This window comes from Blautia sp. HCP3S3_C12 (genome assembly GCF_052064155.1).
GTDB lineage: Bacteria > Bacillota > Clostridia > Lachnospirales > Lachnospiraceae > Blautia_A.
In genome coordinates this window covers 1-25,320 of record NZ_JBQHWC010000007.1, presented here as the reverse complement: position 1 = coordinate 25,320, position 25,320 = coordinate 1, and the positions used below count along the sequence as shown (strand labels likewise).

The following is a 25,320-nucleotide window of genomic DNA, read 5'->3' as shown; positions in this document are numbered from 1 at the left end:
CTTTGGAAAAGAAGTACCAAGTCTTTGTAAGTTCAACATATGAAGATTTAAAATCGGAGCGTCAGGCTGCGATAAGTTGTTTGCTTGATATGAATTGTATTCCTGTAGGCATGGAACAATTTCCAGCAAGTTCATTGAGTCAATGGGAATATATTAAAAAAATGATAAATATGAGTGATTATTATCTTTTAATTGTTGCGGGTAAGTATGGCTCCATTGATCCGACGGAAAATATTAGTTATACGGAAAAGGAATATAAATATGCTGTAGCCAATAATATTCCCATTATTGCTTTTTTAGTTAGTGATATTGGAAATTTAGTTGCTTCAAAAGTGGGCAAAACGGATGAGGAGCGAGAAAATGTTGAAAGATTCCGCAATGATGTAAAGAATGCTGGAAGACTTGTAGATTTTTATTCCGATGAAAATGAGCTTAAGTATAAAATTGCAATGGCTATTCCAAAGATAATTAATGATGCGCCAAGATCTGGCTGGGTAAGAGCCGATCAAGCAGAAAAAGCCATTAAAATTGCTGGAGATGAATCGGGTTTTATAGAAATACAAAAGCAAATTGACAATTTACAAACAGTGATATTGGAAAAGGTTGAGCAAACACGAATGACATGGGAACCAATTTCGGATGCTGATATTGATGCAATGTTTCGTGATGATGAGAATAAAATAGTAATTCCTAAATTATCTGATGAGGCAAAGAAATTACTTGAAGAAGCTATTAATGATCCGGCAGGTCAAATCTTAGTAATATCTTCTCTTGAAGGTACAGAAATTCAAACCAATGGTATTGTAATGAATTCTGACAAAATAGGTAAGGGATTAAGTATCTGGAAGGCGGCAGTAGATGAACTCGCTCATAATGCTTTAATTATAGTGGTTGGGAATAGTGGTGAAATATATCAGCTCTCAAAGAAAGGGTATGATGTTGCAGAAAATATACTAAAAGATTAAACATGAGAAAGGTGGTGATATCCGTATGGCACAGAGAACAGTAGCACTCTGCAATGGTAAATATATTGGAATTGAAACTATCTATACGGTTATCAATGGCCAGCAGATAAATATTCCGGAAAAATTAAAAGAATTAAGAGCTAAGAGCCAGAACAATGAACTGTTTTGTCCATGTGGATGTGGAACCAACCTGATTCTCGTGGCTGGTGATAAAAATTTAAGAGAGCAGCATTTTAGGGAAAAACCGGGAACTGGTACATATGAATGCAATATGCCAACAGAGGGTAAAACCTCAGTTGATTCCAAGATTGTATTAAAATGCTGGCTGGACGATAAGCTTAAAGCGAATGATATTGAATCAAGGGTTCCGATAGATACAGTAGAAGATACTAAAAGAAAACCGGAATTTACATTCTTATCATTGGAAAAGAAATTTGCTATTCGTTATTGGAGAACACGTGCAAATGTGCTTGATGATAAGCTGGATGTATTGGATGGCAATTTATCAGGAATAAAAGTTGTATACATCGTGGATGAGTCAAATGGTGGTACCGATGGCCAATATCCGGAAGCGCTTATGAAACTACAGGATAGGCAGAATTTTTGCTTGTTGTTGTCAATTCAAGAAGCAGAGTATGATAAGGCTTGTTTGAAGGCAGTATTTTATGAAAAGGACCTGGATGGACTCTGGAAGGAGAGCGTTTTTGCTGAAGGGGAATTGCGCGATTTCTCGATAGCTCATAATGAAATAATATATGCAGGCAATACATTGGAACAATTATTATCTGCAGCTAAGGCTAATTTTTATATTGAACAGCAGATTGAGAAAGAACGTAGAGCTGAGCAAGAGCGATTAAGAGCAGAGTATATTAGAAGAATGCAGGAGGAAGAGGAACGCCATAGGCAGGAACAGCAACGTCAACGTGAGGAAGCGGCGAAACGACTTCAACAGCAACGAGAAGAAGCAGAAAAGCGTCAGAAGGAATTTGAAGAAAAAAGAAGAAAAGAGGCTGAGCGGCAGCAGGAGGAGAAGCATCAGAGAGAAGAAGATTTTAAGCGTAATATGGAATCAAATTTTTCACAGCAGGAAACGCAAGTTAGAGATGCAGCAGGAAACCGCTGGATTAAATGTGAATTTTGTGGAAAGATTGCGATGGAAAGTGAGTTTAACACTTATGGCGGAGCAGGGCACATTAATTTAGGAACTTGCAAGGAATGTTCTACAAATAATCCGGCTGTTAAACAAAGAGCTGAAGAGCAAACAGCAAAATTGAGGAGCAAGTATGATCCGAATGTATGTCCGGAGTGCGGGGGAAGACTTCGCGAGAGGAGTGGGCCGTACGGACGCTTCATGGGATGCAGTAATTACCCAACTTGCCGGTATAATAGAAAAATACGTAACTAAAACAATGAAGGTCACTAGCGCAGTACTAGCGGCCTTCTTCGTTTTTACGCTTGGTATAATCGCTGGATTTTTTGCGTTTTCGTGCAGCTTGACATTCGTCCTTGTTGCAATACTTCCGGTTATGTGACCTAGGAATATAATCGCCGCAGTGTAAGCAACGGGTTAATTTTTTTATGGCGTAATCATTGTCTTCGGTAGGTTCGAAATCATCAAAATATTCAGAGTCCTTAAAATCAATGAATAAAGCATCCTCGGTGATAAACTTCGAAAATACAAACCAGCCAATATCAAATACAGAGTCTACTAATAACGTGTGGTGTGGCTGCATGGTTTCTCTATTGAGTTTGATTTGAAGAGTTTGAGGTTTGAAGTCTTTTACCAGTAGATGAATTAAAGATTCATAATCGGAAGCCACATATCTATAAAATGCACGCAAGAGAGATTTTTCGTCATTACCGGCGTCTTTGCGGGCCATCTTCTTATATGGTTCAAAATAATTGTATTCTTTCCATTCTGGATATTCTTTATAAAGTTCAAAAGCAATCCTAGAGTTCTTTCCTAAATGTTCAAGTGCATATGAGAAATTGAAATGGCGGACTAATTTAATTAGGTCCTTTTTAAATTTCAAAACTGGAAAAGAACAAAGCTTCATTGTATTCTCATCAAACGTTCCTACGGAACCATCCATTGGAACAAGTAAATCATATAAGCGGTCTATGTTATAAGGATGGGCATTGCTATTACACCAACGGAGAATAGCATTGTCAGCATCCTCGGAGCTTAAACTGCAGATTTCGTTGTAAAGCTTCAATAATGAAAAAAATGTATCTTTTGCACTTAGTGCAGTAGGACGGTTAATAGTGATTGCATCAATATCTATAGACGGTAGGATATACTTTTTACCATCTAATTCCTTGAAGTAATAGTTTTTAAAGTAAATATTATGGTAGGTAACTTCTGTTAAACCACCAATTTCTGTACATGTAAAGTAATCTGAAATACTCATAATAATGGATCTCCTTTTGCGCTTTCTTACCAAGAGGCTTACCAACTAAAATTTGTTGTTGGTAAGATTATATAGTATTCTATATCTAGAAACAATAGCAAAAAGCAAAATAATAGAAATTGTTTCAGAAGGGAGGATAAATATGGCGAATGAAGATATCAGAGCTTATGCAAAGTTGCATAAAGTGAAACTCTGGGAGATAGCTGCAGAGTTTGGAATTACAGATGTAACGCTAAGTAAGAAATTAAGATTTGAAATTGATGCGGATGAAAAGCGCAAAGTTATGAAACTTATTGACCAGATTGCTGTTAAGAAAACAGCATAAAAGAGGAGGGATTTTTTATGGAAAAGAAAAAGACAATTGAAGAGAGAATGGCGGCTCTCGAAGCTATCGTGAATGGCGATTCTGTAAAGCGCGATATGATTCGCAAGGCAAAGCAGTATCCAAAGGATTATATGAACTACCTTAGATATGCAGAAGTAACAGATTCACTTAAGGTTGGTTCTGATAAGGAGGGCGGATATCTTGTGCCGGATGAATTTGAAAAGAAGTTGGTAACAAAGCTTGAGAGTAAAGGAGTTATGAGACGACTTTCAAATGTAATCAAGACAGAGCATCTGCTTAGAATTCCAGGAGTATCTAAAAATCCAACTGCAGATTGGGTAGAAGAAGGTGGAAAATTTCCTGATACAGATTTGGAATTTTACCAGGTTGTAATTGATGCCCATAAGAATGGATATATCACTCTTGTAACAGAGGAATTGCTCGAAGATGCTGGTTTTGATATCGAGAAATACATTGTAGATACTGCCGGTGATAAGATTGGTGAACTTGAGGAAGAAGCATTTATTTCTGGTGATGGTATTCATAAGCCTACGGGTGTTCTTGTAGATGCACCAGTTGGACATGAGACTTCTAAGCTTTGCTTGGATGATGCTCTCGAATTATTTTACAGTGTTGGACAGCGTTATCGAAATAAGGGCGTATGGGTTATGAGTGAAGATGCCCTTAGAATTCTTCAGAAGGAAAGATCTGTTATGGGACGTAATATCTGGGAAGGTGATATGACAAAAGAATTACCTTTGAAGCTGAATGGCAGAGAAGTTTATGTATCAGATGCCATGCCGGATGTTGAGCCAGGTAAGTGTCCTGTTATGTTTGGTGATTTCTCTTATTACTGGATTGGTGATAGAAGCAACAGATCGATAAAGCGTATGGGGGAGGTGTATTCAGACAAAGGAATGGTTGGATATCGAGTAACTCATCGTGTGGATGGCAAGCTTGTACTGCCAGAGGCGATCAAGACATTAAAGATCGCTTCTTAGGAGGTGATCTTTATGCAGACGTTAAAGGATATGCCTATATGGGTTGTATGGAAATACGAATTCAATAAGGGGAAAAAGACAAAGGTTTTGTATAGTGCGAAAACGAAATACAGATGCGGTACGGATAAGAAATACGGCGGCCTTTGGGTATCTTATGAAGAAGCCATAAAATGCGTCAATGCAGGTTTTGATGGTGTTGGTTTTGTAATCCCAGAAGGGTATGCAGTTATTGATATGGATCATGTTTTGGATGATACATTTCCAAAAGCAATACTTTCACTGGTTCCTTCTTATATGGAGATATCTCCTAGTGGTGAAGGAAGGCATATTGTATTTAAGGTGGATGCCGCTGCTATTCCTACAGAAAACGGGAAGCTTTCTTCCATATACTATATGAAAAATCCTTATAACGGTTTGGAGTGTTATATAGGTGGATTTACAAATAGGTATATGACCTTTACAGGTAATGTTTCAAATGATGTACCAGTAAAAGAATGTACAGAAGGTGTGCTTGCTTTCTTAGAGCAATATATGAAGCGAGAGAATTTTACAAAGGAAGCGCTTCAGGCAGCAGAGGAGGAAGAAGCAAAGAATCTTTCAGATATGAATATCATACATATCGCTAGAAACGCCAAGAACGCAGAGAAGTTTAATAAGCTTTATGGGGAAGGTGATAAAAGTGATTATGGTTCTGGATCAGAAGCGGACTTGGCCCTTTGTAATTTCCTTGCTTTTTACAGTGGCGGAGATGAGGAGGTTATTGATAGGCTGTATCGCAGCAGTGCTATCATGCGTGACAAGTGGGAACGTGATGACTATAGAGAAACTACCATTAAGAAAGCAATTGAGCTTTGTAATGGTGTGTTCTATACAGGAAAACCTCCCATGCCACCATTTATCTGGGAAGATGAAAAAGAAAGACGACATGTGAGTTGTCCACTTTTGGCTAAGTATTTTAGAGAAAATCAATATATGCTTTCTGTTAGAGATACTGGAAGAAGTGGTGTGCAAAGATATGTTTATGAAGATGGTTGTTATAGGCCTTATGCAGATGAGATGATCAAAGGCCTCATTAAAAAATACATCATGGATTATGACGAATCACTTCTTCATATGAGAGATGTTAATGAAGTGTTCCAGCAGCTTATTACAGATTTGAATTTTGTAATTAGTGATGATGTGAATACGAATGAGAATCTTATCAATTTCGCAAATGGATTTCTGGACATAGACACAATGGAGATGCTTCCGCACAGTCCAGATGTGTTGTCAACCATTCAATTACCATGCAATTGGACAGGAAGCGCAGCAGCCACACCGGTATTTGATGATTTTCTTAATACACTTACTGGTGGAAACAAGGAGACGCAGGAACTCTTATTACAGTTTATGGGAGTTTGTATTTCGAATGTGAAAGGCTGGCGTATGAAAAAGGCGCTCTTTATGGTGGGGTCCGGTGATACTGGAAAGTCACAACTTAAGTCACTAACAGAGCTTCTTCTTGGAAAGGGGAATTATGTTGCAATGGATCTTGGTGAAATTGAGGCAAGATTTGGAACCAGTAACATTTATGGAAAGCGTCTGGCGGGAAGTTCGGATATGAGCTTTATGACGGTAGATGAACTTAAGACTTTCAAGAAGTGTACCGGAGGCGATAGCATTTTTGCAGAGTTTAAGGGCAAGAATGGTTTTGAGTTTGTATTCGGTGGTGTGTTCTGGTTCTGTATGAATCGTACGCCTCGCTTTGGAGGGGATGATGGAGAATGGGTTTATAACCGTATCATGCAGGTGGAATGCAACAATGTAATCCCGTTGGAAAAGCAGGATAAGAAACTGCTAGACAAGATGTATGCCGAGAGAGAAGGCATAATCTATAAAGCTGTTATGGCTCTTAAGAGAGTTATTGCAAATGGATATGTTTTTTCAGAACCGGATTGTGTGAAGGATTCCAGAAAGCAGTATCAGGCGGAAAACAATACCGTAATTGCATTTTTCGATGATTGTATGGTGGAAAGACAAGCAGGAAAGATTAGTGATGCTTGTACAACGGGTAAAGTATTTAAAGTTTACCAGGAATGGTGCAAGGATAATAATCATGGGTTTTCAAAAACAGCCAGAGAGTTTCGCGATGATCTTTCAAAGCATGTTGGTATGAACTATCAGGATATGGTAGTTCGAAGAGGAAAGGGAGGCAGCTTTTATAGAACCTATACTCTTTCCGATGAAGCAAAGGAAAACTACAGAAAAGTATATGGATACGATGATGTAGAACCTTTGCTAGCGTAGTGACAGTATATGTCATTTTGTGATAGTCAAGTGACAGCGTACACGATTTATTGTCACCAAACAAATGCCATAGTTTCTGCAGGGGTAATGGTAGGTGGTGACAGAAGTGACAATACTTTCTATTTCTTGGCTCTACCGAAAAAGAAAGTAAATAGTAGTTATAAAACGTGTATATAAAAAAGCAGTTGGTTTTTGTGTCACTATTGTCACCTGAACAGTGTGACTACCTATATTCATAGGGATTAGTGTGGTGACAATTGGTGAAATGAAAGAAAAAGGTACTGTCACCAGTAAAGAATTATTGTCACCAAAAAAAGTAACGTTGAAAACGATAGAAACGGAGGAGGAATAAACGATGAAATCAGTGATTAAAAATGGTGTTCCCTGGACAGATGGGGATGAAGCGTTGTTAACAGATTTAAGTAAGGAAGAACAACAGGTTATTTTGGATTGGATTAAAGAGAATGTTACGCCAAGAAAGGGTGTGCTTCATGGCCATACAAGTTATGGTATCAAGCATATCCAGGAACATGACACCAAGATTTATCTTACCAATAACCAGTTCAAACATGCTATGTTGCTTTCGGGTTATGAACCTTTTGATGAGCATATGCTTAACTGGATTTATTGTATTAGTAAGCGAAGCAAGTGTTTCGATTACAAAGCACGTGGCTATATCGCATAGGGAATTAAACACCTAAACGTTAAATGGTTAGACGGTTATCCAGGGTAGGGGGGATGTTAATCTCTACAGCTTTTATCCCTGAAGACCGATGGCCCCCTTCACGCAGATTTTCGCGAAATTGAAAGAGGGGTATTACGATGAACACGAATAATAGGACAAAGCACGATAAAACAAGGAAAACAAAGTAAAAACGAGACAATTAGTGCGCCAGGAAGTGTAATACTCAGTGCGCTTTGAAAGGATAGAAACTATGAATATTTTGATTATTACGGAGGATTTTAGATATGAGACCAGAAATTGCAAAACAAATTACAAGTCTCCGCCTTAAAGGGTTGGGATATAAATCGATTGCTGTCGTAGTTGGAACATCGAAAGAAAATGTGCGTTACTTTTGTAAAACACATGGACTTGATGGGAAGAGCGACTTAGTAAAAGTGAATTTTGAGGAGCATAAGAAACATCCGGAAGTATGCAAACATTGCGGTGGTAAGATTATCCGAACAGCACATTCAGGTAAAAAGATCTTTTGCTCAGATGCATGCCGCAGGGCTTGGTGGAAAGAACATCCGGAAAAGTCTATGCATAGCAAAGAAGCAACTTATAAGTGCGAGTGCAGATATTGTAAGCGTATTTTCTATTCGTATGGTAATAAAGGTAGAAAGTATTGCAGCCATGATTGCTATATTCAGGACCGATTTTGGACCGATCCTGATGAGGAAGTAGATAAGAAGGAAATTGCAAAAAGGCAGGAGATAAGCGGGAAAGCTCCAACAGAAGTTGTATTAAAGAAAATCTCATAATTATGTAAGTAATCGTTGACTTTCTTCCCTGGTAGAGTGATATATACACATACCAAAATGGAAGGAGGTCACACGATGACGATTTTAACACTTACAAAAAATAGGAGAGAACTGGTAGATGTGCTTTATTCTTTAACCGGAGTAAAAATGCGTTACCAGGGGCCACCTACATTCCAGTATACTGATGGAACCTTCACAATTGATAGAGAAGGGAACCTTCTGGTAGAAGATTTTATGGAGAATGTAGGTGTGCTCAAGGCGCTTGCGGCACAGAAACTCATTGATGATAGTTGGGATGATGACAGAAGTATTTTGTCAATTGATATTCCAATTGGTGCGCATACGGCAGAGAGTTTGGTACATTTGGTGCAAATTATATGGACCAAAGAAGAACTCATTAATAAAGCAGTAGGCGCGTTAAATGGATTTCAGATATCCCATAGACTGATAGAAATGTTGAACGAGGAACCGCCGACGAGTGTAAGCGAGTTCCTATTTTTATGGGAAAAGGTAGGCGGCGAAGACTCCACAAAAGGCATTCGATTTGATGAGAGAAAAATTCATTTTGAGGGGTTTCCGTATACGGAGGAACCGGAATGGATTAGAGCCTATATGGATTTGGCATCCGCAATATGCAATGAAGCGTTTATTACAAAAAAGGTGAAGCTAGCAAAGGCGGCGCCGGATAATGAGAGATATTATTTTCGGGTTTGGCTTGTAAGGATTGGTTTTTCGGGGGAGAAATATAAATCCAGCCGCAAAGTTTTACTTTCTAAGTTAGAAGGGAACGCGGCATTTCGTACAAGAGCACAGGAGCTTGAACATAGAGCAAAGTATGAAAGGAAGAGGTTAGGTGAAGATAAAGAAAATTGAACCTGAGTGTAAGGAGCAAGCGAAAATAAAAGTATGCGCTTATGCAAGGGTGTCAACGGATAGTGATAGCCAGGAAAATTCACTGGAAAATCAAATTACAACGTATGAGTCGCTTATAAAATCAAACCCGGAATATGAATTTGTAGGCGTGTACGCGGACCAGGGAATTACAGGATTTTCAGAAAAGAGACCAGAATTTCAGCGGATGATAAACGATGCTAAAGCTGGCAGGATAGATGTGATTATCACAAAATCCATATCACGATTTGCAAGAAATACGGTGACACTCCTTCGAGTTGTAAGAGAATTTAAGGATATCGGCGTTGGAGTATTGTTTGAAGAAAATAATATTTACACCATGTCTTCGGAGGGAGAAATGATGCTTGCAGTGTTGGCTTCCTTTGCTCAGGAAGAAGGCAGAAGTATGAGTGAAAATAATAAGTGGGCCTGCAGAAAGAAATTTGAACGAGGCGAGCTTATGATTAACACAACCCGCTTTATGGGTTATGACAAGGATGAGAACGGGAATCTGGTGATAAATGAAGCAGAAGCTGCCATTGTTCGAAGGATATTTGATATGTACTTATCTGGTATTGGTACCCATTGTATTGCGAAAGCACTGAATGAAGAAGGTGTTACTACCGTTACCGGCTCTGCATGGCATGCCAGTACCATAAGGGGAATGCTTACTAATGAGAAATACAAGGGTGACAGTCTTTTACAGAAATATTATACCCCGGAAAACATGCGCAATACGGTGAAAAATAACGGCCAGGTAACACAATTTTATGTAACTGAAAGTCATGAAGCGATTATATCACCGGAGGATTGGGAACATGCGCAAGAGCTTATGGCCTACAACAGAAAGCAGCGTGGCATTAAGAAGGGAAATACGGATTATACCAAACGGTATCCTAATAGCCATAAGTTGATATGCCCCTATTGTGGGAAGTTTCTTAGAAGAAGATATGTTTACAACAAGAAGGTGGAGTGGTTATGTGCTACATATATTCACCAAGGAAAAGCTGCCTGTAAGGGGATTCGGGTACGAGATAGTGAGCTTGCAGGCAGAATATTTACAGAGCCAACTGTAGTAGAGGAGGTGGTCGTTGATGGCTCGAAACATTACTGTTATACCAGCAAAACAGACTATGACAACGGAGTCCGGGCAACAGATTGCGAAGAAAAAGAAGGTTGCAGCATATTGCCGCGTGTCAACCGATCAAGAAGAACAGTTATCAAGTTATGAGAATCAAGTCCGTTATTATACAGAGATGATAGAGAAAAATCCAGAATATGATTTGGTGGATATTTATGCGGATGAAGGTATATCTGGTACCAATACCAAAAAGCGAGAAGAATTCAAGCGTATGATTGACGATTGTAGGGCGGGAAGGATAGACTTAATTATTACAAAGTCGATTTCCAGATTTGCAAGAAACACATTAGATTGCCTGAATTATGTGCGTGAGCTCAAGGAAAAGGGCATTGCAATTATTTTTGAGAAAGAGAATATTAATACTATGGATGCTAAGGGTGAGGTGCTTTTGACCATATTATCATCATTGGCCCAGGATGAGTCACGCTCCATTTCCGAAAACAGCGCATGGGGAATTCGTAGGCGATTTGAGCAGGGAACTTATAAGATTTCCACCAAGCGATTTTTAGGATATGACTACGATAAAGATGACAAGCTTGTAGTGAATAAAGCGCAGGCGAAAATTGTAAAACGCATTTATCAAGAATACCTTACTGGAAAAACGCCGGATAGAATTGCAAGGTTATTTAGGAGTGAAAAGGTAAAGAATTGGGATGGAAAATATAATTGGCAGGCAACTTCTATTGACAGCATGCTTCGAAATGAGAAGTACATGGGCGATACCATTTTGCAGAAAAGCTACACACAAGATTTCCTAACCAAGAAACGTGTGGTCAATGATGGTAAGCTACAGATGTATCATATCCAGGATGACCATGAAGCCATTATTGATATTGATACTTGGAATGCAGTGCAGCAGGAGATTGCAAGGCGTGAAAAATATTGCGAAGAGCATCATACCAATGCGTATGCGCAGTTAACAGAAACAAAACCGCTTAGTTGTAAGGTTATTTGCGGTGAATGCAATCATCTTTATACCAGAGTACAGTACACCTACCGGGATGGAAGGAGAGTTGCAAAGTGGCGCTGCGCTTCTACTAACAAGGTCGGTGGTGCAAGAATATGTAGCAATCGGTATGTGTTGGAGGAAGCCTTAATTAAGCTCTTTATAATGAGTTGGAATGAGATAGCCGGAAACTACGATGAATATAAGGATTTTTGGAAGAAAAATCTAAAAGAAGGAGACGAGCTATTGCGCTATAAAACAAAACAGATTATGGCCGCTGCAAAGAAGGGAAAGATAAAAGAACTTGATGGCGAGCTTATGATTATGGCTATGGATTACATCAAGATTTTTGAATCGGGACGATTGGTAATCCGCTTTTATGACGGAACAGAATTTGAATGTGAGACAGAATAATAAAAGTAAATAACGGGTGGTGTTTGGCGCTGTATGAGAAAAGTCTTGTACAGCGTTATTTTTTACTTGTAATTTGCAGCATTTAGAGTGATATATACCATCGGAGGTGACCATGATGGAAAAGTTAAAGAATTGCAGGTATTGCGGGAAGAAAATTGATGTAAGGAGTAAATTCAAATATTATTGTTCAGCTTGGTGTAGGCAGCACTGGCATTACGAGGCGCAGGATGATTTGTTTTACGTGCCGGGATTGAAGCAAGAGAAGTGTATTGTTTGTGGGAAGGAGTTGCTTGGTCGACAGTTGAAATTTTGTAGTAAGGCTTGTTATTTTGCAGGTAGGTATAATCGGAAGAGAGGGATTACAGGCGCAGATATTAAGTTAATCAAGAAAGCAGGTGACATAAAATAGTATAAAAATAGAAATATTTTATTGAAAGAATAGCTAGCAGCGATTGGGCAATCTGCATAAAAAACTGAATGAAAAAACGGATGTTATGTGATATAATTTAATATTAGGGATATTATACGCTTTTGAAAAGAAGTGTATTGCGCATAAAGGAGTATTTTGGTAAAAAGCGTATAGAGAGGAGACGTCACATGACTGAATGGATTATTACTTGTAATATTAATGCTTATAATGTCGAAGGTGCATTTGACAAGTTAGATACGATTGATTGGAAGCAGAGTACATATGTTGAAAAAGGAGATATTGTATACATATATGTTGGCGCTCCGATGAGTGCGATTAGATATAAATGTGAAGCAATGGAAGTTGAATTGCCGGAAGCTACTATTGATGATTCGGAATTCGTTTTAGATGGTAGTAGTTACGAAAATTATGGTCGTTATATGCGCTTACATTTATTGGACAAATATGATAATCCGTTGATGGGACGCAGTAAACTTATTGAGAATGGATTAAAAACTGTACAGGGACCAAGTAAGGTTAATTCGCAGCTTTCTGCATATTTATTTTCTGTGATAGAAACTGGGGGAAATGTTTTTGACCATTTCTATGATAAAAAAGGAATTGCTCTAAAAACACGTCGAGAAGCAATTACGATTTTACAACGTGCATATAATCGTCCGGTGACTGCAAGAGAATTGACGGATATCATGTATGAAATTGGTAAACAGCAAGCCAACGTACATGCAGAACTTACATTCATGGAGCAGCAGGGATTGGTTATTAAAAGTGGCAGTTCGGTGCCATATGGATATTCAGTAGTTAGCAATGTAGGTACTCCACAGTATTTTTATGTATTTCAGAATCAGAGTTTTGGTGAAGAAAGTAAAGGAGAATATCTTCAGGCGCTAAAACAAGCTAAAGATGGAACAGAAAATCATCACTGGTCACGCTTAAAAGAAGTGAAGAAAGGTGATGTGATTTTTCATGGATATAAGCAGCATGTAGTCGCTGTAAGTACAGCGAAAACGGATGCATATACAATAGAATTGTCAGATGAAAATGGGGCAAAAGAAGGATGGCGCGTAGATGTGAATTTCTATGCATTAAGTCATTCCATTGCACCGAAAGACTATTGGGAAGATATTAAACTGTTATTGCCGGAAAAATACAGTCCATTTGATAAAAATGGTTCAGGAAACATGGGTTATTTATTCCCGATCTCGCAGGAACTAGCCAGATACTTTTTAGATGCAACCGCTGGAAAGAAGGTAGCGTCTAAAAAAATGGAAACTGAATCTAAAGCAATGGATGCAGAGATTGAGTCGTTATTATCTGGAAAAAATTGTGTGGTAATCGATAGTTTGATTAATCAGTTTATAAAGAAACTGCCAGAAATACAGCCGAGAGAAATGGAATTGGAAGAGTTAAGGCAGCAGTTTGTAAATGATTTCAACATGAATAAGCTCATGAACATGACAAAAGAAGAATATGTTGTGGGAATGGGAAGTAAGACAAGTTTCTGTTATAGATTAGAAACAGAGCTGCAGGGACTTGGAGATATACATGGTTCGTCGTCTGCTAAATTTGGTCTGTATTTTGGAAAAAGCGGTGTTGATACTGAAGAAAAATATAGATGGTCAAAAAGATTTGGAAACGATCCGGACGAGGTGATGCAGGAACTTAAAAAACAAATAGTATATCTTCGTATGGATGGCGAGAAGAAGGATTTAGAATCAATAAGGAAGTGTGAATTGGCACCATTGCTTCGAGGTAAGATATTGTCGGTTTTCTTCCCAGAAGAATATTTATGTATTTTTTCTGATGAGCATTTGGATTATTTTATTAAAAAACTTGATTTGCAATTTAATCCAACAGATGACATCTTAGATAAACAAAACAAATTGGTTGAATGGAAGAAACAGCGTCCGGAAATGAAGGATTGGAATAATCATTTGTTTAGTAGCTTTTTATATCACTCTTTTGGGAGACCGTTTGAGGAACAGAAGTTACAAAAAGATTTACAGGAAGAGAGAGACAATGCCTATCCGAAGGAGTATGTTTCAAAAGTTAGTATTACAAAGAAACAATGGATGGAATTATTGCAAGATTCGGAGATTTTTAAGGAAACAGATATTGAATTGTTAAAGAGATTTTATCTGTCAGATAATCACGCTGCTGCATGTTATGATTTAAGTATTCAAGACGGTGTTTCTCCTACAAGTTATATAACGCCAATTGTAGCATTAGCAAAAAGAATTTCTGAGAAAATGCATTTGCCGGCCATAATTGCACATGATGGAAGTCAAGTATGGTGGAGAGTTCCGTTTTGGGGGCGTATAAGAGAAGATGGCCGTTTTGAATGGAAGATTAGACCAGAATTAGTAAAAGCAATGGCTGCATTATATCCGGAGTTAAGTACTTCTGCTGATATTGAAGTAGAAGAAAAAGAGGACAATAGCTTAATAGAAGAATTAAAGCAGGCTAATGTTGGTAGTGCAGAAGGATTTGAGTATAACAGTGAACCAAAAGAAAAAGCAGCACCTGTTTACACGAATGGGCATAAGACATATCCAAGGGATAGACAAACTGCTATTAATGCTTTGGCGCATGCAAATTATGAATGTGAGATTGATGTGAGTCATCCAACATTTATAAGAAAGAAGTCGGATAAGAAGTATACAGAACCGCATCATCTTATCCCTATGGCATTTTCGGATGAATTTGATGTTTCATTGGATGTGGAAGAGAATATTGTTTCGCTTTGCAGTAATTGTCATAATCAAATTCATTATGGAAAGGATGCAGATGTGTTACTTAGAAAATTGTATGAAGAGCGTAAAGATGCATTGGCGAGTGTAGGGATAAAAATTACGTTGGAACGCTTATTAGAAATGTATGGATATGTAGCGTAGAAAGGAAGGTATATAATGTTTATTGAGCCTAAGACACTTATTGTAGTATATAAAGATGAATTGCTTTTAAATCAGTTGAAAAAACTTGTTGAGACAAATGACGACGATAAAGAAACGGGTAAAATTGTAGGAACTGAGGATGGAAGCATTACAATTGTTGCTTGGGATGAAAAAATGTGGTTATCTCAGAAAAAAGCCGGAACAGTAGAAGATAAAGTTTTATTTATTGGAAATATAAAAGGCACTGATAAATTAGAACCAGTTATTGATTACAAATTTGATAAGTGGGGCATTAAGTATGGCTGGGCAGGAAAACAGGCACTAATCTTGGTGGATGAATATGCTATTGGAAAGAAAGAAGACTATGAGGCTTTTTTGGCAGAATTTAAAAAGCAAACATTGCCGGAGAAGAAAAAAGAAAAGACACCTGTAAAGGTTGCAAAGAAAGGTGGAATTGCAGTCCTTTTTGGATTAGTTGGATTAGGTGCATCATTTGCAGTTGATTTCTTTAAGGATAAGGCAAAACTGCGCCAACAGTTATATTTATATGGGATATTGGACTTATATAACAATTATTTAGATACATTTATGAAGGCATAAGGGGGGTGTTCTCTATGCAGCAGGAAATGCAAGCAGGTTGGGAGTTTTCAAGTAAACAAATGGGTGCAGAATATGCTGCTCATATAGGGGATGCGTATATTCATGAAGTAGATGTTGCAATTGAAAAACTCGCCAAAGATATGCAGGAATTAGGTGCAAACAATTTAGGCGTCAAGCAATTAAAAGGCTTTGTAGCAGAGTATTGGCATGCTGATACCTTTAATATTGAGGCTGCATTAAGGGGATCAGCTAGCAGGGCTTATGTTGATGGAAGTACGGAACATGCTTCTGTTGATATATCTACTAATTTTGGTAAAGTATATAGTTCAAAATATATCCGCACATATGATGAAAGTGTGAAAGCACAAGCAAAGAATGTTATTCAGGCGTATCATGAGTATTTGAGTAAACCACGTAAAGGTGAGGCAATATCATTTGAACAGTATCTTGAGCAGTATGGATATATTAAAGATGTTAATGTAAAAAAAATAATTGAGGATTATAAAAGTTTTCTTGCCGAAAATGGAAATGACAGTTCGGTAAGCTTAGAACAGTTTATTAAGCTACATGCTGGAGAGTATGATATTACAACGTTACTTACATCTGTTTATAATGGACAAGAGCGTCTTATTCCTACCGATCAGATTCGAGAAGCAATAGAGTATTTGGAAAGAGAAATTGCTAAGGAAGGTGGAAAAGATACTTCAAATCGTGCAGCAGTATTAGCAAATTATCAAGAAACGCTAGAAAAACTTGTAGATAGAATTTCTGACGGACAAGGAGCAGAGTCAGTTCCTTTAACGAAAGAAGAAGCGGAAGCTATTGCAGAGTTGATAAAAGAAGGAAAATTTAGACCAGAAGATTTTGGCATTAGTCTCAATGATTTGGTTACTGCTGAATACATATTGAGTCAGGCACTAAAGGCTGGATATACTGCGGCAGCGATTACTCTCGTATTGCAGCTTGGACCAGAGATTATTAAAGGTATATTCTTACTAATAAAAAATAGAGAAATTGATTTAGAGCAGCTAAAGAAAACTGGGAAAGTGGCAATATCAGCCAGTGCAGAGGGATTTTTACGTGGTTCCGTTGCAAGTGCTCTTACTATTGCTTGTAAAGCAGGTAAGCTTGGAGAGGGCTTTGTAAATGTAAGTCCTCATGTTATTGGAGCATTGACAGTTATTTGTCTCGATGTAGTTAAGAGCAGCATGTTAGTAGCTGTTGGTAAAATGACATCAAGAGAGATGGGAGTAACTATAACGAAAGAAATCGTGATATCTTTTGCAGCATTGGCTGGCGGTGCTATAGGTCAAGCTATTGCACCTGAATTACCGGTTATAGGGTATATGCTTGGAAGTTTAATAGGAAGTTGCTTATCTTCGGTAGTTTTGAATGTTGGCGAGAAATGCCTTATTTCATTTTGTGTTGATTCTGGATTTACATGCTTTGGATTGGTTGAGCAAAATTATGAACTTCCGGAAGAAGTACTTCGAGATATGGGACTTACTATTACAGCGGTATCAAATATTCTAGTAAAGAATACAGAGATAAAGAGAACACAGGTTAAGTATACTCAAGTTATGCATGCGCAGCTTACGACAGTGCAATTAGTAATGGTTAGACGAGGTGTGATTGGTGTTAATAAGATTGGATATGTGAATTAGGCTGCAAGTGTAGCAATGAGAAAGAGGTCACTATGGGAAAAGATAAAGGCTGGGATTACTTGAATTCGGATGATGTGAATGAAACATTTAATTCAGGTGATGAGGATGGAAGCTGGGGTTACAAAAATGATGACGGAAGCGGTTCCTATTATGGCGCTGATGGGAGTTGGGGCTATCAGAATGAAGATGGAAGCGGTTCTTATTATGGCGCTGATGGAAGCTGGGGATATAAGAATGCTGACGGAAGTGCATCATATTATGGTGCTGATGGAAGCTGGGGATATAAAAATGCCGACGGAAGCGGTTCCTATTATGGAGAAGACGGAAGTTGGGGGTATAAAAACAAAGATGGAAGTGGCTCATATTATGAGAGTGACAACAGTTGCACTTACTATGATTCGGACAATGACGATGAAGACGATGAGGGGGATGCTTCAGATGGGATCGGACTTGCAGCTGGTTTGGCTGGTTTAGCATTGGGTCTTGGTGCAGCTGCATATGCAAAGCACAAAGAAGAGGAAGCAGAGGAGGAACGTAAGGCAGAGGAACGAATTCGTGCAGAGAAACGTGCTGCTGAACAATATGAAAAGAAGCTTCGGAAAAAGAGAATGAAAGCATTATTCTTCAATAAGAAGAATTTGCAAATAGACTTTTCTACGAGTGATTTAATAGGTGATAATTATGAGCGTGTTCTATGTATATTGAAGGAAACTGGATTTAATAAATACAAAGCAATTCCAGTAAAGGACGTTTATATTGATAATAACTTTCGTGTTGGAGAGGTTGCACAGGTCGTGATAAATGGACAATCATGGATAGATACTGGTATGATGGTGCCATATGATGCAGAAATAATTGTTACATACCATATGAAAAAAGAATTTGCATTTCCATATTCCTCACGCCAGATGATAAAGAGAGATTTTGATGAGTTGGCGCAAGAATTACTAAATGTTGGTTTTACAGAAGTGTATACGTTACCTCTTAATGACTTGAAGACTGGATGGATAAAAAAAGATAGAGCAGTTCAGCAGGTGGTCGTGGCAGGAAGGGAGTCTATTAAAAAGGGTGCAATTTTAGAACATGATGTCAAGATAACAATACAGTACCATTCATTTGGAAAGAAAAAATAGTGGTATTACATAATAGAGAGCAGGAGGTGGTTCTGTGGCATTTGATCCAGGACTAAAGATAGGTCAGATACTAAAAAATGCGGATGTTGTTGATACATTCAAATGTGGAAATATGGGTGGTATGCGTCGTTCTAGAACTACGAATACTTTGGTAATAGTATCTGATTATACAAAAGGAATTTATCACGATAAGTGGATTGGTGGAGTTCTTCACTACACCGGAATGGGAAAGAATGGAGATCAGGATATTAATTGGGCACAAAATGCAACACTTGCAGCGTGTGAGCGTAATGGCGTTGATGTGCATCTATTTGAGGTAATGGATGCAGGGGAATATATTTATTGCGGAAGAATTGAGTTAGTTGATAAACCATACACAGAAGAACAGCCTGGTGAAGATGGTGTTCCAAGAAAAGTATGGATGTTTCCGATTCGCCCGGTTCCTGATAATGACGTTAAGAAACCAGCTATGTTTGTATTTAAAGATATGGAAGACTTTAAGAATCGCGGTAAGGATGTTGATGCGCAATATATGAAAATGATAGATGCTAAGAAAAAATGCGGCAGCAAACCAGCATATGTTCCACCAGTTATTCCAAAGCCAGAACCGAAACCACCTATAGTTATTCCAGTAGATATTGTTGGAAAGCAAGTAAAGCATAAGGTATTTGGTGTAGGAACGATTACAGCTATTGAAGGAACATCTATTGCTGTTGAATTTGATAAAGTTGGATTAAAAAAGATGGGGTATGAATTCTGCATGGAAAAGAAAATGCTGGAATTTATTTGATGCAATATGAAGACGATAAAAGTAGTAGCTGCAGTTATCTGTGATTCTATCAAAGATAAGAAACAGATTTTTGCTACAGCAAGAGGATATGGAGAGTTCAAGGGGCAATGGGAATTTCCAGGAGGAAAGATTGAAGAAGGTGAAACACCTCAGCAGGCTCTTGTGAGAGAAATAAAAGAAGAATTGGAAGTAGACATTAATGTTGGTGAATTGATTGATACTATTGAATATGATTATCCCGCATTTCACCTTTCGATGGACTGCTTTTGGGCAGAAATTATATGCGGCCAAATTGTGTTAAAAGAGGCTGAGGATGCAAAATGGCTTACGATAGATAAATTGGATAGTGTAAAATGGTTGCCGGCGGACGTTGCATTGATTTCATGTATTAAGAATAATATGCGCGTTCAAGAAATGCTTACCAGAAAAGTGAGTGTTGAAAAACTGAATGAGGAAAAGACAAAGAAGCTTTGGGGCAAAATAATCGTAGGTGTAGGAGGTCAGAAAATAGAATGGTGTTATACAGATGTCCTATACTCGTTTAAAAGTATGTATTTGTTAGGAATTAAAGCAAAGTATCCAGAGTTGGTTGAGGTATGCGGACATACAATTAGGCCACAAAATAGAAATTCCCCAAGAGAATTGGCATATAGCGAAGATTTTATTTTGAGTTGTGTTGATAAGTGTAAAGAACTCAATAATTATCAGGGATTGCAACAATTTATTGATGTATATGAAACTGTTGGAAATATAATACCTGTTTGGCCGGGGGCAAATGTTCACAGAGGACAATTTTGTTGCTACGATTGTCCTGATATTTATTTTAATAATGAGAAAATCAGGGATCACGCATTGGCATTTTATAACAAATACTCAAATTCATATATGTGTGGAGATGATGCAATAATTGCTGGAATATACAATAACATGTCTGTAAAAAATTTGATTAATATGGACAAAGACGAATATGAAAACTATATTGAGCACGCAATTAATGTCATTAAATGGAGAACTGAAAAAATAGAATGATACCGGAAGATGTTCTGGAGTCGTGTAAATATATTTTGGAAATGGAGGTAAATTATGCCTAAATACACAGATGAAGATATTAGAAATATGAGTAAAATAACATGTAAGATAGCGGCAGATTACCTAGGCATATCCCCTATGGCGGTTAGTATCGGCATGAGAAATGATCTTTTACCGATCGGTTTTGCAATTCACAATGAAGAAAGAGATAGAACATATTCTGAGAGTTGGTCCTATCACATAATTGGTGAGAGATTGATTGCATATAAGTATGGGAAAACCTCAGAAGTACAAGTTCAAAATATAGAAAAGAGTCTAAATACTATAATAGAACAGTTTGAAGAAATGAAAAAAGATTTGGTTTTTCTATTAAGCGAAAACGAGGATCAGCAGAATTAGAGCTTTATGAATATGCGTTTTCGCTTGGAAAATACAAAGATGTTGACAAAAAATATGCAGGAAAGGAGCTGCCAGGATGGAGAATGAAAAAGGAATAGTTAAATTGACTCGTAAGCAGCTCTATGATGAAATATGGGCTCTTTCAGTTGCAGGGGTGGCCAGAAAATATAACTTGAATTATGGTAAACTGATAGCAACTTGTAAAGTAGAAAATATACCTTTTCCTTCTTCTGGTTATTGGACTAAGAAGAATATGGGAAAAGATGTATCAAATGAGATTGTAGAATTTTCTGGATTGGAAGATACAGAAATTTCATTAATAACGAAAGACGCGGTTGTTAAGCGTATTCGGAAAGCTAAGGCAGAAGTAGTAGAGAAAGTGCATACTGACATAACAGAAGAATTGGATGTAACAGCCGAGGAAGGTTCACCGCAGAAAAAAACGGAGAACATACCTGAGTGGCCGGATGGAATTCTTGATTATTTGGATGCGACGGAAAGAAATAAAGTATTAGAATATGCGTGCAATCTGCAGATAAGTCAAAGTACACGATTGCATAAAATGTTGGTCCAATACAAGAAGGATATTGCAGATTATAAGTCAAAACTGAAAGAAGCACAGAGTAGGCCATACTATAATCCAAGACATAATAAACCAGAAAACGAACCTGCATTCTTTAAGGAAATGTCTGATGAGTGTATGTCACGTGCAATTGCCATATTAGATACCGTATTCAAATCAATTGAATCTTTAGGTGGAAGTATTAATAGTGATTTGTCTGTGAAAATTAGAGGTGATATTATTAGATTTCGTATGGTTGAGAGTCAAGATCAGGTGAAGCATGAAATGACTAAGCAAGAGGCACAGGCGCTCGTAAAGTATAATGATGATATCAAAAATCATAGATGGGCTTCAAAACCGCAAATAAGAAAGTATGACAAGGTATATAATGGTAAACTTCGTATTGTGTTTGGGGAGCGAAGCTACATTAGAGATAACGATTCTGAAAAATTAGAAGATAGACTGGGTGATATTTTGGTTACCCTGTATGAGAAGGCAGAAGAGAATAGAATTGTACGAGAAGCACGTGAAGAGGCAGAACGTAAGAAAGTTGAAGAAGCGAGACGCAGAGAAGAAAATAGACAAAGAAAAGAACAAGAAATTCGTCTTGTAAAAGAACTTGTAAACAAAGCTGAAGACTATAGAATTGCAAAGGAAATAAGAGAATATATTCAGGCTATGATAGATAGTGGAAATGAAGATATTACTCCAGAATGGATTGAATGGGCTCTGAAGAAAGCTTACTGGTATGATCCGTCTATAGCGACTGAGGATGAATATCTGGGAAAACGTCAGCATGAAAAAAGTGCTGAAGAAAAGGAAAAATCTTTGCAAGACAGTATCAGAAAGAGCTGGTATTGGTAAAAATGAATGGAGGCAATTTGATGGATAAAGATCCTTTTAAAGAGTATATAAAACAATCAGAACCGAATAAAAGAGACAAAGGTTACGCCTGGCATACAGCTATCGGACTTCAAGCAGTGGATGGATTAAAGCCTTCGAAGTATTTGATTGATACTGCAATAAAGAATATTGAAGGTGATATTTCGATTGATGAAGCGCAGGAACTTCTAAATACGTATTATGAAGAAAATCCAAAAGCAAATACAGAAGACCGTACGGAAGAGGCTGATAAAGTTGCCGTTAGAATAGCAAAAATATTGTCGGAGAAAGCATTTAGTTTTACCCCGAATGAGTATATCTCTATTCATAAAAAGTTGTTTGCTGGGATTTATGGACACGCCGGAAAACTGAGAGATTATAATATCACAAAAAAAGAATGGGTGCTGAATGGAGCAACGGTTCTTTATGGAAGTGCATCAGAACTTCGAGCAACTCTGGACTATGATTTTGCAGAGGAAAAGAAGTTTAGCTATAAAAACCTGAGTATGGAAGATATTATTCATCACTTGGCACTCTTTGTATCAAGATTATGGCAGATACATGTATTCGGCGAGGGAAACACACGAACTACAGCAGTATTTTTTATTAAGTATCTTAGAACGCTGGGATTTGAGGTAACCAATGATATTTTTGCGGAAAATGCTTGGTATTTTAGAAATGCACTTGTTAGGGCCAATTATAACGATTTGAAAAATGGTGTTCATGAGACAACTGAGTATTTGGAATTGTTTTTAAGAAATTTACTGTTGGATGAAAAGAATGAACTTCATAATCGTTCGATGCACATTAGTGGAAGGTTTAAAGAAACGGATTTTGAAAGTGCAAAAGCGGACATTGGGAATACGGAAGCGGACATTGAAAGTCAAAAAGCGAACATTCGAAATAAATTACTTGCTTTTTCGGATATGATTTCAGAAAAAACAATAAATCACACTTTTGAACTGTTTTCAAAATGTGGAAAAGAAGAATATTTCGGCAGAACGATTGTAGAAGATATTACCGGGTTAAAATCAACAAGAGCATCCGAACTGATAAAACTGTTGGTTGATAGCAAGGTGATCGTATCCGTAACCGGACATGGAAAAGGAAAATATCGGTTTCAATAAAAGTGGTCATTGAAAGGGTGTTAATGCCATTCGCAAAACTGCCCTAAACAAATTTGCGGACAGATATATTACCAAAATCGGCAGCAGTATTTATAATGATTTTGCATTATAAAAGTGTTACAAAATATCGGCGTACCCGCCACACGTTTACAAAATCAAACGGTCTGTACGCCATGTCTTAACCTTATGATTGCGGATATTAGCAACATGTCAAAGGGTGTAAAAACTCAGTAACTATGCGGGTTCGCGTACTGTTAAAGCGGTGAAAAACGATTCCGCATGTGGAGACGGTTGTTCTTTTGTCCCAACAGAAGCCGGATGATACAATAGAGATCGACTTGAATCTGGATGAGCTGGATGCAACCAGTGCAGAGACGAAAGCTACCTATCAGGAAATCAAAGATTATGTGCTGAAAGAATTTGGCCTGAAGGTTTCAAGTTTATATATTTCTCAGATAAAACGCAAATGTGGAATTGAAGTGGGAGAAAACTATAACCTTCCAAAATCAGAAAATGCAAGAGTTCCACAATGTCCGAAAGAGAAAGAAGATGCTATCAAGGCTGCCCTGAAATATTTTGCGATGATCTAAGGATATCGCTGATTTCAAGGAGGAATAACACATGAAAAGCACATTTGAAAAAATGGGTGGTACCTACACACTGGGCGCAGACGGAATTTACTATCCGAATCTTGTTAGTACAGATGAAGAACCGCATTATGGGAAATATGGAATGATGCGAAAAACGTATCTGAAAGAGCATCGTCCGGCAATGTATTCACTGTATATGTTGGAAGACAGACTGACAGAACATCTGAATACTGTGGACGATGAAGCACAGGAGAGAATGGATATTCTGGTGTGTCAGATGATAGAGCGGCAGGGCATTACGGAAGAATTGAAAGCTTGTGACCAGATGGAATGGGTCAGAGCAGTAAATGGTATTCGTAATATGGCAGAAGAGATTGTGTTAAATGAATTGATTTACAGGTAAACAAAGAGCTGAACAGGTAGGAAGAAAAATCCTATTTGTTCAGCTTTTGTGTTTATAAGAGTTCTAAGAAGAATCGAATTACAATTCCATATCAGGTGACTTTTTCTAAGTTCCGGAAGGCTGGTTTTTTCCGTCATAGTCATAAGTTGCCGATTTAATTATTCCATAGTATGCCTTAAAAAATATTCGAAGATAACTTTATAGAAATAATCATGATGGGGAGATTATTTGATGAATTTTGTGCTAATATTCTGTAATTCTACTGCTAGTCGATTGATTTATGCACACTCTCATTATAATATGTGTGCAGGAGGTGGATGTATGTATCAAATTAGTAATGAAAAATTTGGTTTATTTGTAACCGAATTAAGAAAGGAAAAGAATTTAACTCAAAAGGATTTGGCTGAAAAATTATATGTATCAGATAAAACAGTTAGTAAATGGGAACGTGGTCTTAGTATGCCTAATGTCGTATTACTCATACCAATAGCTGATATATTAGATGTTACCGTTACAGAATTGTTACGTGAAGAAAAAATAGATACACAGAAAAATATTGATACAAAAGAAGTCGAGGAATTGGTAGTAGGCTCTCTCGATATGGCTGTTAGGAATTCTATTCATCAGCATAGAAAAAACTGGATATTAGCATATTTGCTATGTTTTTTAATATCTATTACAGAAATTATTATGTTAGTTGCATCTGGGAATTCAATAGCAGAGATGAAAGGTGATATATTGCTGGTTACAGGGTTAATGCTTTTATTTGGTGCATGGTTTTGTTTCTTTGCCAAAGACATGTTACCAACATATTATGATGCCAACAAGATAAATTATGTTTCACAAGGAATTTTTAGAATACATCTAGTACATCGACCATTTAATAAGTACCATATTAAACAGATGCAGACTCAGTCTCTTCAATATCATCCATTTTGTATTTCCAGTGGTAAAC

Annotated in this window: 22 protein-coding genes and 2 pseudogenes; 23 read left to right on the top strand and 1 reads right to left on the bottom strand. The window is 37.5% G+C overall.

The features are described from left to right. The first annotated feature begins 2 nt into the window (after nt 1-2). Both ACTNDS_RS07890 and ACTNDS_RS07885 read left to right on the top strand, forming a co-directional pair. Nucleotides 3-965 (top strand): DUF4062 domain-containing protein, encoded by a 963-nt coding sequence (locus tag ACTNDS_RS07890; protein WP_441034862.1) that lies wholly within the window; start codon nt 3-5, stop codon nt 963-965. Nucleotides 966-990: 25 nt separating this feature from the next. Then, nucleotides 991-2,370 carry a topoisomerase DNA-binding C4 zinc finger domain-containing protein gene (locus ACTNDS_RS07885; protein WP_441034860.1) on the top strand — a complete coding sequence of 460 codons (1,380 nt, stop codon included), beginning with the start codon at nt 991-993 and terminating at the stop codon, nt 2,368-2,370. Between the two features lie 25 nt (nt 2,371-2,395). On the opposite strand, the gene ACTNDS_RS07880 is transcribed toward ACTNDS_RS07885, so the two are convergent. Continuing rightward, nucleotides 2,396-3,376 (bottom strand): hypothetical protein, encoded by a 981-nt coding sequence (locus ACTNDS_RS07880; protein ID WP_441034858.1) that lies wholly within the window; start codon nt 3,374-3,376, stop codon nt 2,396-2,398. 142 nt (nt 3,377-3,518) lie between these two features. Here ACTNDS_RS07880 and ACTNDS_RS07875 point away from each other — a divergent pair, with 142 nt between their 5' ends. The 21 genes and pseudogenes from ACTNDS_RS07875 to ACTNDS_RS07775 all read left to right on the top strand — a co-directional run. Next, a complete protein-coding gene (locus ACTNDS_RS07875; RefSeq protein WP_441034856.1) occupies nt 3,519-3,701 on the top strand; it encodes a hypothetical protein in 183 nt (60 codons plus the stop codon). Nucleotides 3,702-3,718: 17 nt separating this feature from the next. After that, complete coding sequence (locus ACTNDS_RS07870; RefSeq protein WP_441034854.1) at nt 3,719-4,702, top strand: phage major capsid protein; 984 nt, start codon at nt 3,719-3,721, stop codon at nt 4,700-4,702. Nucleotides 4,703-4,714: 12 nt separating this feature from the next. Beyond that, nucleotides 4,715-6,988 carry a phage/plasmid primase, P4 family gene (locus tag ACTNDS_RS07865; protein ID WP_441034853.1) on the top strand — a complete coding sequence of 758 codons (2,274 nt, stop codon included), beginning with the start codon at nt 4,715-4,717 and terminating at the stop codon, nt 6,986-6,988. A gap of 355 nt (nt 6,989-7,343) precedes the next feature. Then, a complete protein-coding gene (locus ACTNDS_RS07860) occupies nt 7,344-7,673 on the top strand; it encodes a hypothetical protein (RefSeq protein ID WP_441034851.1) in 330 nt (109 codons plus the stop codon). Nucleotides 7,674-7,957: 284 nt separating this feature from the next. Beyond that, nucleotides 7,958-8,473, top strand: coding sequence for an RNA polymerase subunit sigma-70 (locus ACTNDS_RS07855; protein WP_441034849.1), 516 nt, complete (start codon nt 7,958-7,960; stop codon nt 8,471-8,473). 75 nt (nt 8,474-8,548) lie between these two features. After that, nucleotides 8,549-9,346: a hypothetical protein gene (locus ACTNDS_RS07850; RefSeq protein ID WP_441034847.1), complete on the top strand. Its 798-nt coding sequence runs from the start codon at nt 8,549-8,551 to the stop codon at nt 9,344-9,346. Beyond that, a complete protein-coding gene (locus ACTNDS_RS07845; protein ID WP_441034846.1) occupies nt 9,327-10,595 on the top strand; it encodes a recombinase family protein in 1,269 nt (422 codons plus the stop codon). The genes ACTNDS_RS07850 and ACTNDS_RS07845 overlap by 20 nt, the downstream gene beginning before the upstream one ends. Continuing rightward, a complete protein-coding gene (locus tag ACTNDS_RS07840; RefSeq protein WP_441034967.1) occupies nt 10,498-11,865 on the top strand; it encodes a recombinase family protein in 1,368 nt (455 codons plus the stop codon). The genes ACTNDS_RS07845 and ACTNDS_RS07840 overlap by 98 nt, the downstream gene beginning before the upstream one ends. Nucleotides 11,866-11,977: 112 nt before the next feature. After that, complete coding sequence (locus ACTNDS_RS07835; RefSeq protein ID WP_441034845.1) at nt 11,978-12,274, top strand: hypothetical protein; 297 nt, start codon at nt 11,978-11,980, stop codon at nt 12,272-12,274. 188 nt (nt 12,275-12,462) lie between these two features. Continuing rightward, nucleotides 12,463-15,186, top strand: coding sequence for an HNH endonuclease (locus ACTNDS_RS07830; protein ID WP_441034844.1), 2,724 nt, complete (start codon nt 12,463-12,465; stop codon nt 15,184-15,186). A gap of 15 nt (nt 15,187-15,201) precedes the next feature. Beyond that, the gene (locus ACTNDS_RS07825) at nt 15,202-15,786 is read left to right on the top strand and encodes a hypothetical protein (protein ID WP_441034843.1); all 585 of its coding nucleotides are present in this window, start codon (nt 15,202-15,204) and stop codon (nt 15,784-15,786) included. Nucleotides 15,787-15,800: 14 nt separating this feature from the next. Then, nucleotides 15,801-17,450, top strand: a complete 1,650-nt coding sequence (locus ACTNDS_RS07820; protein ID WP_441034842.1) for a hypothetical protein — start codon at nt 15,801-15,803, stop codon at nt 17,448-17,450. A 32-nt stretch (nt 17,451-17,482) separates the two neighbouring features. After that, complete coding sequence (locus ACTNDS_RS07815) at nt 17,483-18,583, top strand: hypothetical protein (RefSeq protein WP_441034840.1); 1,101 nt, start codon at nt 17,483-17,485, stop codon at nt 18,581-18,583. A gap of 34 nt (nt 18,584-18,617) precedes the next feature. Next, nucleotides 18,618-19,373 carry an HNH endonuclease gene (locus tag ACTNDS_RS07810; protein ID WP_441034839.1) on the top strand — a complete coding sequence of 252 codons (756 nt, stop codon included), beginning with the start codon at nt 18,618-18,620 and terminating at the stop codon, nt 19,371-19,373. A 6-nt stretch (nt 19,374-19,379) separates the two neighbouring features. After that, a pseudogene (locus ACTNDS_RS07805) lies at nt 19,380-19,775 on the top strand ((deoxy)nucleoside triphosphate pyrophosphohydrolase); the annotation flags it as partial. A 681-nt stretch (nt 19,776-20,456) separates the two neighbouring features. Continuing rightward, complete coding sequence (locus ACTNDS_RS07800; RefSeq protein ID WP_005339644.1) at nt 20,457-20,801, top strand: hypothetical protein; 345 nt, start codon at nt 20,457-20,459, stop codon at nt 20,799-20,801. Nucleotides 20,802-20,877: 76 nt separating this feature from the next. After that, the gene (locus tag ACTNDS_RS07795) at nt 20,878-22,227 is read left to right on the top strand and encodes a hypothetical protein (RefSeq protein WP_441034838.1); all 1,350 of its coding nucleotides are present in this window, start codon (nt 20,878-20,880) and stop codon (nt 22,225-22,227) included. A 20-nt stretch (nt 22,228-22,247) separates the two neighbouring features. Beyond that, nucleotides 22,248-23,372, top strand: coding sequence for a Fic family protein (locus tag ACTNDS_RS07790; RefSeq protein ID WP_441034837.1), 1,125 nt, complete (start codon nt 22,248-22,250; stop codon nt 23,370-23,372). A 278-nt stretch (nt 23,373-23,650) separates the two neighbouring features. Continuing rightward, nucleotides 23,651-23,962: pseudogene (locus ACTNDS_RS07785) on the top strand (23S rRNA (uracil-5-)-methyltransferase RumA); the annotation flags it as partial. Between the two features lie 31 nt (nt 23,963-23,993). After that, on the top strand, nt 23,994-24,365 hold the full coding sequence (locus tag ACTNDS_RS07780) for a TnpV protein (protein ID WP_021737611.1): 372 nt from the start codon (nt 23,994-23,996) through the stop codon (nt 24,363-24,365). Between the two features lie 321 nt (nt 24,366-24,686). Then, nucleotides 24,687-25,320 (top strand): helix-turn-helix domain-containing protein (locus ACTNDS_RS07775; RefSeq protein WP_441034836.1); only part of this gene is annotated, 634 nt, incomplete at its 3' end.

Bases quoted from the DNA above. Each gene is read 5' to 3' on its own strand.
- ACTNDS_RS07820 (WP_441034842.1), top strand. From the start codon at position 15,801: ATGCAGCAGGAAATGCAAGCAGGTTGGGAGTTTTCAAGTAAACAAATG.
- ACTNDS_RS07850 (WP_441034847.1), top strand. From the start codon at position 8,549: ATGACGATTTTAACACTTACAAAAAATAGGAGAGAACTGGTAGATGTG.
- ACTNDS_RS07870 (WP_441034854.1), top strand. From the start codon at position 3,719: ATGGAAAAGAAAAAGACAATTGAAGAGAGAATGGCGGCTCTCGAAGCT.
- ACTNDS_RS07780 (WP_021737611.1), top strand. From the start codon at position 23,994: ATGAAAAGCACATTTGAAAAAATGGGTGGTACCTACACACTGGGCGCA.
- ACTNDS_RS07790 (WP_441034837.1), top strand. From the start codon at position 22,248: ATGGATAAAGATCCTTTTAAAGAGTATATAAAACAATCAGAACCGAAT.
- ACTNDS_RS07825 (WP_441034843.1), top strand. From the start codon at position 15,202: ATGTTTATTGAGCCTAAGACACTTATTGTAGTATATAAAGATGAATTG.
- ACTNDS_RS07855 (WP_441034849.1), top strand. From the start codon at position 7,958: ATGAGACCAGAAATTGCAAAACAAATTACAAGTCTCCGCCTTAAAGGG.
- ACTNDS_RS07860 (WP_441034851.1), top strand. From the start codon at position 7,344: ATGAAATCAGTGATTAAAAATGGTGTTCCCTGGACAGATGGGGATGAA.
- ACTNDS_RS07880 (WP_441034858.1), bottom strand. From the start codon at position 3,376: ATGAGTATTTCAGATTACTTTACATGTACAGAAATTGGTGGTTTAACA.
- ACTNDS_RS07865 (WP_441034853.1), top strand. From the start codon at position 4,715: ATGCAGACGTTAAAGGATATGCCTATATGGGTTGTATGGAAATACGAA.
- ACTNDS_RS07840 (WP_441034967.1), top strand. From the start codon at position 10,498: ATGACAACGGAGTCCGGGCAACAGATTGCGAAGAAAAAGAAGGTTGCA.
- ACTNDS_RS07830 (WP_441034844.1), top strand. From the start codon at position 12,463: ATGACTGAATGGATTATTACTTGTAATATTAATGCTTATAATGTCGAA.
- ACTNDS_RS07875 (WP_441034856.1), top strand. From the start codon at position 3,519: ATGGCGAATGAAGATATCAGAGCTTATGCAAAGTTGCATAAAGTGAAA.
- ACTNDS_RS07795 (WP_441034838.1), top strand. From the start codon at position 20,878: ATGGAGAATGAAAAAGGAATAGTTAAATTGACTCGTAAGCAGCTCTAT.
- ACTNDS_RS07835 (WP_441034845.1), top strand. From the start codon at position 11,978: ATGATGGAAAAGTTAAAGAATTGCAGGTATTGCGGGAAGAAAATTGAT.
- ACTNDS_RS07885 (WP_441034860.1), top strand. From the start codon at position 991: ATGGCACAGAGAACAGTAGCACTCTGCAATGGTAAATATATTGGAATT.
- ACTNDS_RS07800 (WP_005339644.1), top strand. From the start codon at position 20,457: ATGCCTAAATACACAGATGAAGATATTAGAAATATGAGTAAAATAACA.
- ACTNDS_RS07815 (WP_441034840.1), top strand. From the start codon at position 17,483: ATGGGAAAAGATAAAGGCTGGGATTACTTGAATTCGGATGATGTGAAT.